This window comes from Hymenobacter metallilatus, assembly GCF_003944705.1.
GTDB classification, from domain to species: Bacteria; Bacteroidota; Bacteroidia; order Cytophagales; family Hymenobacteraceae; genus Hymenobacter; species Hymenobacter metallilatus.
Window position 1 is genome coordinate 297,129 of the sequence record NZ_RWIS01000003.1, and the last position, 14,033, is coordinate 311,161.

Consider the following 14,033-nt stretch of genomic DNA (forward strand, 5'->3'; position numbering starts at 1 on the left):
GTAAGGCCCCGACGGCGGATGTGCTACCCGTAGCTGTTGAGGCTTCCACTACGTACACAACAGGTTTCAGACGTTTCCTTTTTCCTGCTTCCGCCATGGCTTCTATCCTCGACAACCTGCCCCCCGACACAGCCGCCCTGCTCGACCACCAGTGCCGCACCTTTCCCAAGGAGCAGCTGCATGCGCCCGGCCCTGATTTTCTGGACCGCTGTTTCGTGCCCGGCAACCGGACCCCGCAGGTGTTGCGCAGTCTGGGCCAGCTGTATACCCACGGCCGCCTTAGTGGTACCGGCTACCTCAGCATCCTGCCCGTCGACCAGGGTATCGAGCATACGGCTGGCGCCTCCTTCGGGCCGAACCCCATGTATTTCGACCCCGAAAATATTATCCGGCTGGCTGTGGAAGGCGGCTGCAACGCCGTAGCCACTACGTTTGGCACCTTCGGTACGGTGGCCCGGCGCTACGCCCACCGCATTCCGTTTCTGGTCAAAATCAACCACAACGAGCTGCTGACTTACCCCACCAAGTACGACCAGATTCTGTTTGGCTCGGTGGAGGAGGCCTGGAATTTGGGCGCTACGGCGGTAGGGGCCACTATTTATTTTGGCTCCGAAGAGTCCAGCCGGCAGATTCAGGAAGTGTCGGCGGCATTTGAGCGGGCCCACGAGCTGGGTATGGCAACGGTGCTATGGTGCTATCTGCGCAATAATGCCTTTAAAACCACCGACCAGGATTATCATCTGGCCGCCGACCTTACCGGGCAGGCCAACCACCTGGGCGTTACCATTGGAGCGGATATCATCAAGCAGAAACTGCCCGAAACCAACGGGGGCTTTGCTACCCTGAAATTCGGTAAAACCCACCCCGCCATGTATGAGCAGCTGGCCACCAGCAACCCCATCGACCTGACGCGCTACCAGGTGGCCAGTTGCTACATGGGGCGCATTGGCCTCATTAACTCCGGGGGCGAAAGCCTGGGTGCCGGCGACCGGGAAGCTGCCATCCGCACGGCCATCATCAATAAGCGGGCCGGCGGCCAGGGCCTGATTTCAGGCCGTAAAGCCTTTCAGCGCCCGTTTAAGGAGGGCGTAGACCTACTCCACGCCATTCAGGATGTGTACCTCGACGAGCGAATTACGCTGGCGTGAGGGCAATGATGAAGAAGTGAAGCAATGAACTGATAGAGAAAAAGGGACGGCATTCCGAGCATGTGGCGCATCAAGCCAGGGTCCGAAGGTGTAGTCGAGAAATCGGGCGTGCTGACGTCCGAGGCTACCTGTTATTCCGCCGGCAGGAGAAACCGGGCGTGCTGATGTTGCGGCCGTACTTCAACGTCAGCAGGAAACTGTCATTCCTCGGCTTCGCTCGGAATGACAGTTTCCTGCTGACCTTATCCCCCATCTTTCTCGTACCTTCACTCCCCTTTCTCGCTTTTGTATTCTGCCGTACCTTGCGCCTTGGCAGCAGGCATCGGTTCTGCACCCACCCCATCGACTCAAGCCCCTCTTCATATGTCATCTTGGTTTAAGCGCAAAGAAAAAGGCATTGTAACGCCCACGGAGCAGAAGAAAGAAACACCCGACGGCCTGTGGTACAAGTGCCCGGAGTGCAAAACGGTTGTTACCATGGTTGAACATAAGCGCCTGCTCTCTACCTGCGGCAACTGTGGGCACCACGACCGGATTGATGCAGCCGATTATTTCGACTTTTTGTTTGATAACCACCAGTACCAGGAGTTGGATGCCGAGATGCACTCCGCTGACCCGCTGCGCTTCGTGGACACCAAAGCCTACCCTCAGCGCGTAGCTGCTACGGAGCGTAGCACCGGCCTGAAAGATGCCGTGCGCTCGGCCCACGGCCAGATGAATGGGCTGGGCGTAGTAGTTGCCGCCATGGATTTCAAATTCATTGGGGGCTCCATGGGCTCAGTAGTCGGCGAAAAAATTGCCCGCGCCATCGACTATGCCCGGCAGAACCGGCTGCCCTTCCTTATGATTTCGCGCTCCGGTGGAGCCCGCATGATGGAAGCCGGCTACTCCCTGATGCAAATGGCTAAAACCTCGGCCAAGCTGGCGCTGCTGTCGGAAGCTGGCCTGCCCTACATTTCTCTGCTCACCGACCCCACTACCGGCGGCGTAACCGCTTCTTTTGCCATGCTCGGCGACTTTAACATTGCCGAGCCGGGGGCCCTTATCGGTTTTGCCGGCCCCCGGGTTATCAAGGAAACCATTGGCAAAGATTTGCCTAAAGGCTTCCAGAGCGCCGAGTTTGTGCTGGAACACGGGTTCCTGGATTTTATCGTGGACCGCAAGCACCTGAAAAATAAACTTACCGAGCTGCTAACCATGCTTAAGCCCGTTGAAGTGGCTGCCACTGAGCCTGCTACCCTTACGCGCTAGGCCCAAAGAATCCCGGCCGGAAATTTTCGGCAAGCTTTTTGGCTAAAGCCCGTTAAACGTGCATTCGGCGCGTTTAACGGGCTTTTTGCTTGGACAAGCGAAACACCGGTGCTTTTGCCACAGGCGGTATAGTAACTGGTCTATATTTGCCGAACATTTTTTACCCAACCGCAGTAAGAACCTGCAAAACCCCGCAATCCGCTCTTTTTCTCTCCACCAAGTTTCTTTCTTATGACTTCTCGCAATTCGCTTCTGACGCTGTTAATGGCCTTCGTGCTATTCGTAAGCTCCTGCGCCACTACCCGCAACCCCAACATTCCGGAAGCCGACACGAACGGCACCGGTCCCCGCAAAACGGGCATGAGCAAAACCGCCAAGGGCGGCCTGATCGGGGCTGGCGGCGGAGCCGTAGTAGGCGGGGTGCTGGGCCGCGTAATCGGGGGCAAGAACGGTACGGCTGCCGGCGCTATCATTGGGGCTGCCGTGGGTGGTACCGGAGGTGCCCTTATTGGCCGCAAAATGGACAAACAGGCCGAGGAGCTGCAGCGTGACATGCAGAATGCCAAGGTAGAGCGCGTGGGTGAGGGTATCAAAATTACCTTCGACTCGGGCATCCTCTTCGATACCAACAAGAGCGACCTGCGCGCTGCTTCTATGACGGAAATCCAGAAAATGGCTGAAATCCTGAAGAAGTACCCCGATACCAACGTACTGGTGGAAGGCCACACCGATGCCAGCGGCTCGGATGCCATTAACCAGCCACTTTCGGAGCGTCGGGCCCAGGCTGTTGCCAACTACACTACCTCCCAGGGGGTTGATGCGGCCCGTATTACCACCAAAGGCTACGGCTCCAGCCAGCCCATCGGCGACAATACTACTGCTGAAGGCAAGCAGGCCAACCGCCGCGTAGAAATTGCCATTTATGCCAACGAGAAAATGAAGAAAGCCGCTGAAGCCGGCCGCCTCTAATTCTCTGCAGTGGCACAGCACAAAAAAAGTCGCCTCCCAGGGAGGTGACTTTTTTTTGCGCCTGCGGGGTAGAAACCACCTGCTGGCGGCGTATGGGTAGAGCAGGCGGCCATTGCCGAAATTTCCGCAGCTTTTTCTGCCCGTATGAGCTGGTAGCCTGCCGTTGAGGGTACGCAAGGTGCATACTGGTGCTTGCCCACGTAATACCGGGGGGAGGCTTACCGGCTGGTAGGGAAGTAGTTTGGGCCGCTTAAGCCACCCGGTAGGGGCAGTTGCCCAGTATTTTGATAATTTCCACCCGCTGAAATCATTTTTGGCAAGGTGGTTGCAAAACCCTTGGTACGACTGGCAGCAACCTTATTCAGATGTTGTACCGAGCCTTTTCTGCTGCTTTTCCCTTTACTTCACACCAACACACTAACCTCCCCAAACCCATGAAAAATCTTCGTTCGTTATTCGCCCTCATGCTGGCTGTGCTGCTACTGGGTAGCAACTACGCTGAGGCCCAAACCACTACCACTACCAAGAAGCCCTGGAGCAAAACCGCTAAAGGGGCCGTTATTGGTGGCCTGGGTGGTGCGGCCGGTGGCGCTGTGCTTGGCCGCGTAATTGGTGGTAAATCGGGCACTGCCAAGGGGGCCATTATTGGTGCCGCCGTGGGTGGTGGTGCTGGTGCCCTCATTGGCCGCCGCATGGATAAGCAGGCGGCTGAGCTGAAAAAAGAAATGGCCGGCGCCAAAGTGGAGCGCGTGGGTGAGGGTATCAAAATTACCTTCGACTCCGGCCTGCTGTTTGCTAAAAACTCCTCGGCTCTTACCTCGGCTGCCCAGGAAAACATCCAGGAGCTGGCCAAAACCCTCATCAAGTACGGCGACACCAACGTAATTGTAGAAGGCCACACCGACAACACCGGCAACGATGCCATCAACGACCCCCTGTCTCAGCGTCGGGCCCAGGCCGTTGCTAACTACACCCAGCAGCAAGGCGTGGACGCTTCGCGCTTCACGGTAACCGGCTACGGCTCCAAGCAGCCTATTGCCGACAACACCACCGAAGCCGGCCGTCAGGCAAACCGTCGCGTGGAAGTAGCCATTTTCGCAAATGAAAAGCTGAAGAAAGCAGCTGAAAAAGGCACCATCTAAGGCAACTGCCGGTAGTTTTTTCGGCGGCCCTGTCACCAGTTTGGTGGCAGGGCCGTACTGTTTTTAGCCCTATCTGCCGATATCTGCCCTATGCCTGCCACTTACAGCTCATTACCTGCCGAAAAAACCCAGGAAAATCACGCCGTCCTGAATCGGTTTTATCCGCCTCTGACCCTCGATAATCCCCGCCGCTCTCCCATGCGGGAGCTCATTTCCACGGTATTGTCGCATCGGACCACCCACGCCGATGAGGAGCTGGCGTACGACCGGATGCTGGAAGCCTACGGCGACTGGGCGGGGGTGCTGGCGGCCCCTACTGCGGAACTGGCCCACGCCATCCGGACAACCCGCTGGCCCGATACTCAGGCCCCGCGCATTCAGGAAATTCTGCGCCGCATCCGGGCGGAGCGGGGAGAGTTTGACCTGGATTTTCTGCGGGAGTGGACCACCGAGCAAGCCATGCAGTGGCTGAATGATATGCCGGGTATTGGGTTGAAAACGGCCTCGTTGGTGCTGTTATTCAATTTTCATAAGCCCGTATTGCCCGTTGATGCTCACGTGCACCGCGTAGCACAGCGCGTGGGCATGATAGGCCCGAAGGTGTCAGTGGAAAAAGCCCATCATGTGCTCCTGGAGCAACTGCCCAAGGATGCCCTGACGTTGCTTAATTTTCACAAGCACAATTACTGGCACGGGCAGCAAATCTGCTTTTTCCTAAAACCCGCTTGCGCCCGGTGCCCGCTCAAAAGCTTCTGCTCCTACTACCAGGAGCACTACGGCCCCGCCACCCCCGAGGCCCTGGCTGCCACGCCCGCTCACTGGGACGAAACCTGGGGCAAGCTGCCGCATTAAATGGTTTGTCGTTATTTGTTGTTTGCTTTTCGTTTGGGCCGTTGGTGAAGGCAGCTAGGCGGTACTGACTGGGCTCTGGGCCAGCAGTAGTTACCGGGTAAGCAGCCGTTACCACCAACGAAAAACAGACAGTAGACAACAAAAAACGAGCTATGCGCCTTGTTCGCCATCCGGTTCTGTGCAATTACTACGTTACGTACCGGTGCAATGCCAAGTGCTCGTTCTGTGATATTTGGGAAAAACCTTCGCCCTACATCACGCTGGCGGACGTAGAGCAAAATCTGCGCAGCCTGAAGCAGCTGGGCGTATCGGTAGTGGATTTTACGGGCGGCGAGCCGCTGCTGCACCGTCAGATTCATGAGTTTGTGGCTCTGGCCCACGAGCTGGGCTTTATTACCACGCTTACGACCAACTGCCTGCTCTACCCCAAATACGCCGAGCGGCTGCGGGGCAAAGTAGATATGCTGCATTTCTCTCTGGATGCCTCCGAGAAAGAAGTACACGATAAAGGCCGGGGCGTGGCCTGTTTCGATTTTGTGCTGGAAAGCATTCGGGTAGCCCGGGAGTTGGGCGAGCGGCCGGACATACTGTTCACGGTGTTTCGGCAGAACCTGCCGGACCTGGAAAAGGTGTACCAGGAAATTGCCCAACCCAACCAGCTCATGCTGATTCTCAACCCGGCCTTTGAATACAATGCCGTTGACACCGGGGAGCAACTTACCCCGGAAGAGCTGGATTATCTGTCGGCGTTTGGGAAGCGGCCGGGCGTGTACCTCAACGAGGCGTTTATACAGCTCCGACGGGACGGAGGCAACCACGTGGCAGCTCCCGTGTGCCGGGCTGCCAGTACCACCCTGGTTATCTCGCCCAGCAACGAGCTGGTGCTGCCCTGCTACCACCTGGGCGAGCAGAAATTTCCCATTGAAGGGCAGCTGTACGACCTGTACCACTCGGAACCGGTGCAACGGCTGGTGGCACTTGAGGGCCGCTTGCCTCAGTGCGAAGGATGTACGATCAACTGCTACATGCAGCCCAGCTTCGCCGTCGAAACCAGCAAATATTTCTGGCAGGCCCTGCCCAGCACCCTCAAATACAACTGGGAAAAAGGTACCTGGAAACGGATGCTGGCGCGGTGAGTTGGTGAAATGGTGAGTTTAGGTCCTGAATGCACGGAAAACCGTATTACATCAGTACCGCCTTTGCTCACGTAGGCGCATTCCTCTGCGAGCCTTTGCCAGAAAACTTATTGCCACACACAATATTGTGCAGCTGTGCCAAGGTCCTTCGTGCTGACGACAGCAGATAAAAGATGACAGCAGAATAATCCATTCAGCATCCGCCAGCTCAACCGCCTCGTCTAACAATTCACCCGTTCATCCATTTCACTCCCATGCCCGCCCTCATTCTACCCGTTCAGGATAAGCACCCGCAATTTGGCCCCGACTGCTTTCTGGCCGATAATGCCACCGTAGTAGGCGACGTACTGCTGGGCCGGGGCTGCACCGTGTGGTTTCAGGCCGTAGTGCGCGGCGACGTGAACAGCATCCGGGTTGGCGACGAAACCAACATTCAGGATGGGGCCGTGATTCACTGCACATATCAAAAGGCGGCCACCGTCATCGGCTCCCGCGTGAGCATCGGGCACAAGGCCATTGTGCACGGCTGCACAGTGGCGGATGATGTGCTCATTGGCATGGGTGCTATTGTAATGGACCGGGCGGTTGTAGGGGCTGGCTGCATTGTAGCCGCCGGCGCCGTGGTGCTGGAAGATACCCAGTGTGAGCCGGGTTACCTCTACGCCGGGGTTCCGGCCCGCAAAATCAAACCCGTGAGCGAGGAGCAACGGGCCGGCTTGCGGCAGACGGCCGCAAACTACCAGCTGTATGCCAGCTGGTTTGTAGGAAAATGAGCTTCAAGGGGAGAGTAGCTTTGTGAAATGCAGAGGGGGCAAGTAATTTGGACGGAGAAATTCACCTTTCTTTCCGGTGCTCATATGCGTCATGAAAGAGGGTAGCTTTCTATTCACTTTTCTTACCCTCTATTCATGTCCAAATTGTACGCTTACCTGGTCGGCACCGTGCTGGCCACCGCCTCTCTGGTTTCTTGTAACAGCAGCCACTATGCTTTCCGGCCAGCTACCTCTCCCTATCATGAGGTTACCAACCGGGTAACAGCCCAGCCAGCCCCCGCCGCTCTGCCACTTGCCGTATCCGCCGGGAAACCGGCTGCCGCACCTGCTGCTCCGGCCCCTTCGGCTCCTGCTGCTCCTGCGGCAACGGCTAGCCGCAAAGCAATGACGCCTGCCCGGCACCTGGTGCTGCCCGGCAAAGCAGGGATATTTCAGCGTGCCGCAGTGGCCAAAGTTACCAAGCAGCTGCGCCGCCAGCCAGATGTTGCCAAGGCCGGGCAGGCTCAGTCGAAAGCCGGTACGGCTGGTATTGTTATCGGGATAGGACTGGTTATTCTGCTGATTGGCGGGCTGATTGGTGGAACCAACTTCGTGGCCACTATTGGCGGCGTTACGTTTCTGGTTGGCCTGATTATGCTGATTATTGCCCTGATCAGCGGAAAATAACCTGCTCCGCTACTTCCTGAAAAGAAAGCCCCGTCAGAAACCTAACGGGGCTTTCTTTTTAGGAAGTAGTGGCAGTGAGCTTTATAGGGCCAGGGCTTCTCCGGTGTCCTCCAGTTGCTCCTCGGCATTGGTAACCCGTAGCTGCACCAGCTCCACGGCACGGCCGGAGCGCTTCAGTACCCGGAACTCGTAGCTGTCGAGCACAGCCACGTCGCCTACTTCCGGAATGTTGCCGTACAGCACGTTCAGCAGGCCACCCACGGTTTCGTAGTCGTCGCCTTCGGGCAGGGGGTAGGGCAGGTACTCGTTGGCGTCGGAAATGGGTGTAGCCGTATTCACGCGGTATTCACTTTCCGAAACCTTCTCTACTACCGGCACTTCGTTGTCGTACTCATCCTGGATTTCGCCCACCAGCTCCTCCACAATATCCTCCATGGTTACGATGCCCGAGACGCCCCCAAACTCATCCGACACCACGGCCATATGCATGTGCTTGCGCTGAAACTGGCGCAGCAGGCGGTTAATTTTTTTGGTTTCGGGCACAAAGTAGGCCGGACGCATGATTTTGGCCAGCTCAATGGGTTCCTGCCGTCGGATAATCTGCAGTAAGTCTTTTACGTAGAGCACGCCCACGATATTGTCGATGTTGCCCTCGTACACCGGAATCCGAGAAAATCCTTCGTTGTACACCGTTTCCAGCACTACATCCTGGGGCGTATTGATATCAATGGCCGAGAGCTTGGTGCGGGGCACCATAATCTGCTTCACCATCCGGTCGTTGAACTCAAACACATTTTCCAGCAGCTCGTGCTCCGATTCCTGCAGCTCCCCGCTCTGCTTGCTCTGATCCAGCAGCAGGCGCAGCTCCTCGGAGGTATGCACCTCATGCTCATGCACCGAAGCTACCCCAAACAGGCGCAGCACCAGGTTCGAGAGCTTATCCAGCAGCCAGATAAGCGGAAAAGTAATCCAGGCAAAAGCCCAGAGCGGAATGGCAATGGCAATACTGACATTCTCGGGCTTGCGGATGGCCAGCACTTTGGGTGCCTGCTCGCCCAGTACAATGTGCAAAGTGGTGATAAGCGTGAAGGAAGTACCAATGGCAATCTGGTGCACCAACGTGGGGCTTACGGTCAGGCCCAGTTTATCGATGATAGCCAGTACCACTTCGGCTACTACACTTTCTCCTACCCAACCCAAGGCCAGGGAGGCCACCGTAATACCCAGCTGGGTGGCCGACAGGTAATAATTCAGGTCGTGCAGCATGCTCTGCACCAGCTTGGCCAGGCGGTTGCCACTCTGGGCTTTGATGTCAATTTGCGAAGGCCGAACCTTCACGAAAGCAAATTCCGCTGCTACAAAAAAGCCATTCAGCAATACCAGCAGGATGGTCAATACTATATTTAAAGCCATAGGTGCAGAAGCCTGACTCAACCGGTCGGCCTTCCATTGTAAGGCAAAAATACGACATTCGGCGCAAGCGGTTGGAAAATACCCTGGTTTGAGTTGAAGAATACCCGGCCGGCAAGGGAAACCGATGCAGCTTTGCTCCCGGAAAAACTACTTTCGGCGGTTGGCTGTTGCGGTTTCTGCCGACCTTTGCACCGTCTTCGGCCCTTCCGTCGTTTTTTTCTGCTTCATGTCCCGGCTTACTCCTTATTTCCTCTCGCTGCTTCTGGTGTTAACTACGCTTGGAGCCACGGCGCAGATACTGCAGCCTACTAAGCTTTCTGCCGCCCTCAGTACACCCACCGCTAAGGTGGGCCAGGAACTGGACCTCATCGTAACGGCCCGCATCGACGACAAGTGGCACCTCTACGCCACCGACTTCGACCCCGACCTGGGCCCCACCGTTTTTACCTTCACCTTCGCGAAGAGCCCGGCGTACGAGCTGGTGGGGGTGCCCAAATCCATTGGGGCCACCAAGCACTACGACGATATTTTCAAGGGCAACGTTACCTACTTCGAGAAAACCGGCCGCATCACCCAGCGCATCCGGGTGCTGCAGCCAGGCCCCCTCACCATTACGGCCGAAACCGAGTTTCAGAGCTGCACCGACGTGGATGGCCGCTGCATTCCGGGCGAAGAAACGCTCCAGTTTGGGCCCATTGAGGTAACGGGTGCCGCTGCCGCCCCCGCCACACCGGCCAAGGGCAGCACCGGCGCGGTAGCTCCAGCTGCCCCCGCCGCAGTTGCCCAAGCCATGCCGGCTCCCGCCAACACGGCCGCCGCCCCATCTTCTGCCCCAGGTACACCCGTTGCGGAAGCTGATCCGGTACTTTCCAGCCCGGCCCCGGCAGTAGCCCCGGCCGCCGCCGTTGCCGGAACTGCCGCCGCTACTGCGCCCCAGGATAGCCTGTGGGGCTTTGCGCTGGCGGCATTTCTGTTTGGGTTAGGGGCACTGGTTACGCCCTGCGTGTTCCCGCTGATTCCCATGACGGTGTCTCTCTTCACCAAAGGCTCGGCTAACCGCCGCGAGGGTATTCTGAAAGCCGTGGTGTACGGCGTCAGCATTATTGTGATTTACCTGCTGGTGGGGGTGCTGGTGGCCGCTGGGCTGGGCGAAGACGGTCCTAACCTGATAGCCACGCATTGGCTGCCCAACCTGATCTTCTTCCTTGTCTTCCTGGTGTTCGGCTTGTCATTTCTGGGGCTGTTCGAAATAACCCTGCCGCACGGCATGGTGAATAAAATTGACGCCCAGGCCGATAAGGGCGGCTGGGGCAGCATTTTCTTCATGGCCCTTACGCTGGTAGTCGTATCGTTTTCGTGCACTGGCCCTATTGTCTTTACTATTCTGAGTCTGGCTTCCCGTGGGCAGCGCATACTGCCCATCGTTGGAATGCTTGGCTTCTCTTCGGCTTTTGCCTTGCCGTTCATGCTGTTTGCCCTGTTCCCCACCTGGCTGAAAAGCCTGCCTAGCTCGGGTGGGTGGCTGAATACGGTAAAGGTTACCTTCGGCTTCGTGGAGCTGATGCTGGCCCTCAAGTTTCTGAGCATGGCCGACCTGGCCTACCACTGGAACCTGCTCTCCCGCGACCTGTATCTGGTGCTCTGGATTGCGCTGTCGGGTCTGCTGGGCGTGTACCTGCTGGGCCGCTTCAAACTCTCCCACGACTCGGACCTGCCCCACCTGAGCGTGGGCCGGCTGCTGATGGCGGTGCTGGCTTTCAGCTTCATGACCTACCTGATTCCGGGCCTGTTTGGTGCACCACTGCCCTTACTGGCCGGTTATCTGCCGCCCCAGAGTCGCCGCGACTTTACCCTCGCCGCCCCGGCTGGTCCGCCGGTAGCACCAGCTACTACGGTAGTCGGCTGCGAAGCCCCGCGCTACGCCGATTTTCTGGAGCTGCCCCATGGTCTGTCGGGCTATTTCGACCTGGAGCAGGCCAAGCGCTGCGCCAAAGCGGCCAACAAGCCGCTGTTCATTGATTTTACCGGCCATGCCTGCGTCAACTGCCGCAAAATGGAAGCCACCGTCTGGAGCGACCCGCAGGTGCTCAAGCGCCTGCGCGAAAACTTTGTGGTAGTAGCCCTGTACGTGGACGATAAGAAGGAGCTGCCCCGTAGCGAATGGTACACCTCTGCCTATGACCACAAGGAAAAGACAACCCTGGGTAAGAAAAATACCGATTTGCAGCTGAGCAGCTTCAACATGAATGCTCAGCCCTATTACGTACTGCTCGACCCTAACTCGCCCACCGATGCGGCGCATGTGCTGGTGCCGCCGGTAGCCTACGAAGATAATGTGAGCAGCTTTGTGCAGTTCCTGGATGCCGGCCTGGCCCGGTACCGTCAGCAGGTAGCTGCCCGCTAATCATCAGGCCTGAGCCCGTCCACTGAGCCCGCTCCGAAGCATCCTTCGGAGCGGGCTTTTATCTTGGTGGCAACTTCTACCTTTTGCCCACCGCGTATGCTCCGTCGTTCTGTTTTCCGCGCCGCTATTGTGGCCGCTTTGTGTATGGCTCCGGCGCTGTCGTGGGCCCAGGCGGCTGCTTCATCGGCCACCGTTGTGCCCGATGCCTCCCGGATTACCCTGGTAATTCATGGTGGGGCTGGCACCATTACCCGGGCCCTCATGACGCCCGAAAAAGAAAAAGCCTACCAGGAGGCACTTAACCAGGCCCTGGACGCCGGGTATGCCGTCTTACAGAAGGGAGGTACGGCCCTGGATGCCGTGGAGGCTGCCGTGCGGTTCATGGAAGACTCCCCCTTATTCAACGCAGGAAAAGGGGCTGTTTTCACGCATGATGGCCGCAATGAAATGGATGCAGCAATTATGGAAGGCCGTACCCTGGCGGCTGGTTCGGTGGCCGGGGTTACGGTGGTGCGCAACCCCATCCGGGCGGCCCGGGCCGTCATGGAAAAATCGGCCCACGTGCTCCTGACGGGAGCAGGAGCCGAGCAGTTTGCCCGCGAGCAGCAGCTGGATATTGTACCGCCGAGCTATTTCTATACGGAGGCCCGCTACCAGCAACTGCAGCAGGCCCTGGCCGAGGAGCGCAAGCCCGGTACTCCCGATCAGCTGAGTACCCCCACTACGGCCCCCGTAAAAACGAAAATCAAGCAGAAAGACGGGAAGCCCCAGGGTGCGGCGCCTATCTTCACCGAAGGCAGGAAATATGGTACTGTAGGCGCCGTAGCCCTCGATCAGTTCGGTAACCTGGCCGCTGCTACCAGCACCGGCGGCATGACTAACAAGCGCTACGGCCGGGTTGGCGACGCGCCCATCATTGGCTGTGGTACATACGCCGATAATCAATCGTGCGCCGTTTCCTGCACTGGTTGGGGCGAGTACTTTATCCGGGCTACGGTAGCGCGCGACGTGGCTGCGCGGATGGAGTTTGGCCGGCAACCGTTGGAGCAGGCTGCGCAGGCTACCATTGAGAAGGTAGCCCAGCTAGGAGGCGACGGTGGGCTGATTGCCGTGGATCGGCAGGGCAATATTGCGCTGCCTTTCAACTCAGCGGGTATGTACCGGGCCTACCGCAAAGCCAGCGGGGAGCGGCAGGTACTGATATATCGGTAATGCGAACCGACATAATCAAAAAATAAAAAGGCTCCGTGCAACTACACGGAGCCTTTTTTGCCTTTACGCAGTGTTTTCTACGCAGAAAGCCCGACCTTTGCGGCCAGATTGCAAAAAAACGGCGGAAACGCTGCCGATACTAACAGGAAGCCGGTTACCGGGGGGGGGAATGGAAAAAGAAAAGGCGGCACCCACCCAGATGCCGCCTCTCGATTCAGAACGTACCCACCCAGATACGTCCCGTTTTCCCTCCTCACATAGTCCACCCAATGTCGTAGTGCTGTAGAAGAAGGAGTCGAACCTCCACGGAGTAGTTAGCCGGCCGCCGGACCAGTTTTTCCCGAATCTCCACCCCCGAGAGAGGAGGGCGTGTCTGCCAGTTTCACCATTCTACAGTGTTAAAACAATCCGCTGCCGCTTGCGTTGGATTATGACAAATGTACTAGCCTGATCGAAGTAATAAAATAATTTCAGACATTTGCATTAAAATTTACATACTTTTTAAAAAAGTAAAACTTTCATTGAAATATAGGTAATCAACACCCTGAAAAATGGCTCGTAATTACGAACTTGACGACACCGACCGGAAGATTCTGGCCCTGTTGATTGATGATGCGAAAATGCCTTACACCGAAATTGCCCGCAAGGTGCATGTTTCGGGTGGCACAGTACACGTCCGGATGGCTCGGCTGGAGGAACTGGGTATTGTGCAGGGCGCAACGCTCAAGATTGATTACCAGAAACTTGGCTATGGTGTACGGGCATTTCTGGGAATCTATCTGCAGAAAAGCTCCGTGTACGAAAGCGTAGTGACGGCACTGCGGCTGATTCCGGAAGTGGTTAGCATCGACTTCACGACGGGGGCTTACGGTATTTTTGCCCGCCTGATCTGCCGCGACACCAACCATCTGCGGGAAGTGCTACACGAACAGATTCAGCTGATCGAGGGTATTGAGCGCACCGAGACTCTCATTTCCTTGGAAGAAGCCTTCAACCGGCCTATTCAGCTGCAGGAAATAGAGGAGGACGCCAGCTAAACCTCCCGCCGGAACAATTTCCGGTTGTAT

At 57.2% G+C, this 14,033-nt stretch carries 12 protein-coding genes; 11 read left to right on the forward strand and 1 reads right to left on the reverse strand.

Annotation, left to right across the window (positions count from 1 at the left end):
- Positions 1–95: 95 nt before the first annotated feature.
- From EI290_RS06810 to EI290_RS22385, 8 genes are all read left to right on the forward strand, one after another.
- Complete coding sequence (locus EI290_RS06810) at positions 96–1,148, forward strand: class I fructose-bisphosphate aldolase (RefSeq protein WP_125428023.1); 1,053 nt, start codon at positions 96–98, stop codon at positions 1,146–1,148.
- A gap of 363 nt (positions 1,149–1,511) precedes the next feature.
- Positions 1,512–2,399 (forward strand): acetyl-CoA carboxylase, carboxyltransferase subunit beta, encoded by an 888-nt coding sequence (gene accD, locus EI290_RS06815; protein WP_125428025.1) that lies wholly within the window; start codon positions 1,512–1,514, stop codon positions 2,397–2,399.
- A 231-nt stretch (positions 2,400–2,630) separates the two neighbouring features.
- Positions 2,631–3,368 carry an OmpA family protein gene (locus EI290_RS06820; RefSeq protein ID WP_246008878.1) on the forward strand — a complete coding sequence of 246 codons (738 nt, stop codon included), beginning with the start codon at positions 2,631–2,633 and terminating at the stop codon, positions 3,366–3,368.
- Positions 3,369–3,802: 434 nt separating this feature from the next.
- Positions 3,803–4,510 (forward strand): OmpA family protein, encoded by a 708-nt coding sequence (locus EI290_RS06825; protein WP_125428027.1) that lies wholly within the window; start codon positions 3,803–3,805, stop codon positions 4,508–4,510.
- A gap of 90 nt (positions 4,511–4,600) precedes the next feature.
- A complete protein-coding gene (locus EI290_RS06830) occupies positions 4,601–5,362 on the forward strand; it encodes an endonuclease III domain-containing protein (RefSeq protein WP_125428029.1) in 762 nt (253 codons plus the stop codon).
- Positions 5,363–5,514: 152 nt separating this feature from the next.
- Entirely contained in the window at positions 5,515–6,498 is a 984-nt protein-coding gene (locus EI290_RS06835) for a radical SAM protein (protein WP_125428031.1), read from the forward strand.
- A 254-nt stretch (positions 6,499–6,752) separates the two neighbouring features.
- A complete protein-coding gene (locus tag EI290_RS06840) occupies positions 6,753–7,271 on the forward strand; it encodes a gamma carbonic anhydrase family protein (protein ID WP_125428032.1) in 519 nt (172 codons plus the stop codon).
- Between the two features lie 135 nt (positions 7,272–7,406).
- Positions 7,407–7,937 (forward strand): hypothetical protein, encoded by a 531-nt coding sequence (locus EI290_RS22385; RefSeq protein WP_185816878.1) that lies wholly within the window; start codon positions 7,407–7,409, stop codon positions 7,935–7,937.
- Positions 7,938–8,018: 81 nt separating this feature from the next.
- Here the strand turns inward: EI290_RS22385 and EI290_RS06850 are convergent, their stop codons facing one another.
- The gene (locus EI290_RS06850; RefSeq protein WP_185816879.1) at positions 8,019–9,350 is read right to left on the reverse strand and encodes a hemolysin family protein; all 1,332 of its coding nucleotides are present in this window, start codon (positions 9,348–9,350) and stop codon (positions 8,019–8,021) included.
- Between the two features lie 226 nt (positions 9,351–9,576).
- On the opposite strand from EI290_RS06850, the gene EI290_RS06855 reads away from it, so the two are divergent.
- The 3 genes from EI290_RS06855 (at position 9,577) to EI290_RS06865 (ending at position 14,003) form a co-directional block, all read left to right on the forward strand.
- Entirely contained in the window at positions 9,577–11,754 is a 2,178-nt protein-coding gene (locus EI290_RS06855) for a protein-disulfide reductase DsbD family protein (protein ID WP_125428034.1), read from the forward strand.
- A gap of 96 nt (positions 11,755–11,850) precedes the next feature.
- Entirely contained in the window at positions 11,851–12,966 is a 1,116-nt protein-coding gene (locus EI290_RS06860; protein ID WP_125428036.1) for an isoaspartyl peptidase/L-asparaginase family protein, read from the forward strand.
- Positions 12,967–13,517: 551 nt separating this feature from the next.
- The gene (locus tag EI290_RS06865) at positions 13,518–14,003 is read left to right on the forward strand and encodes an AsnC family transcriptional regulator (RefSeq protein WP_125428038.1); all 486 of its coding nucleotides are present in this window, start codon (positions 13,518–13,520) and stop codon (positions 14,001–14,003) included.
- Positions 14,004–14,033 lie beyond the last annotated feature (30 nt).